The organism is Bacillus sp. LR--39 (assembly GCF_053613335.1).
This window is the reverse complement of record NZ_JBSIOT010000348.1, coordinates 1-1,045: the sequence shown is the minus strand read 5'-3', so window position 1 is coordinate 1,045 and position 1,045 is coordinate 1. Positions and strand designations below refer to the sequence as shown.

The 1,045-nt window shown below is 42.3% G+C and carries 1 protein-coding gene; it reads right to left on the bottom strand.

All coding sequences use genetic code 11. From position 1 onward, the window contains the following. Positions 1–845: efflux RND transporter periplasmic adaptor subunit (locus ACWHAR_RS23115; protein WP_452087951.1), on the bottom strand; the 845-nt coding region annotated here is incomplete at its 3' end. Between the last annotated feature and the right edge of the window lie 200 nt (positions 846–1,045).

Genomic DNA, 1,045 nt, shown 5'->3' with positions numbered 1-1,045 from the left:
TCAGTAAAGCTTTCTGATTCTTCACCCTCGCCTGCTCCCGCCGGAAGCTTGCCGATCGAGGTGACCTTTCCTTTCCACTCGCCCTCACCGCCTGTTTTCAGCGTGACCCTGACTTTGCTGCCTTTTTTGATCGTGTCCATTAACAGCTCATTGATTTGGCTTTTGACCAGATATTTGCCCGTCGAAACAATCTGGATATACGGGCCCGTTGCCTGGTCGCCTGTTGCACCGTCAGCGATATCCTGATTGACGCTTTGAACGATTCCGTCATGCTTGCTTGTAATGACATTGGAACCTTTGTTTTTCGTCAGGCCAGCCAGTTCTTTTTGATGCTGCTTCAGTTCAAGCTGGCTTGTTTTCAAATCGAAATTGGCCTGATCAAGTTCATCTTGAAGCTGGGTTTTCTCTTCTTTTCCTGCCGCTTTCAGCTTCTTTTCCGTTTCCGTTATTGATTTTTGCAAACGGTTGATTTGCAGATTTGTCATTTCAATTTGCAAATTTGCTTGCTCCACTTCATCAGAATGATCCTCGCCCTCATACTCAAAAAGCTTATCCCCCTTTTTAACCTGATCGCCTTCTTTGACGTATGTTTTTTTAATGCTGCCTTTTTCTGAATCTATGTATACTTTCTGCTGTTTCTCAGGTTCAACCTTTCCAGAAAACGTTTGGCCTGATTCTGAATCTCCTCCCATGTATACCGCGACCGATTCAGCATAGGGCTCCGATGATACGGCAACTTGGTTCATGTGGGTAAAAAAGTAAAAACCGCCAGCGCCGATCCCAGCCAATACAAGCACACCGGCACATATCGCACCGCCAATAAGCCATTTTTTCTTCTTGGACACAACGATCTCCTCTTTCTGTAAACTATGTAATATTTTCAAAACATTCTAACCAATATTATCTATTAATTCAAAAAGACTTGCAATCCTTTTATTGAAATGACGGAATCAAATAGAAAAATTGTATTTTCAAAGCCGAATAAAAAAAATCCAGGCTTCAAACCGGGATTTTTTCATACAGTAACTAGCTCTTTTTCATTTTT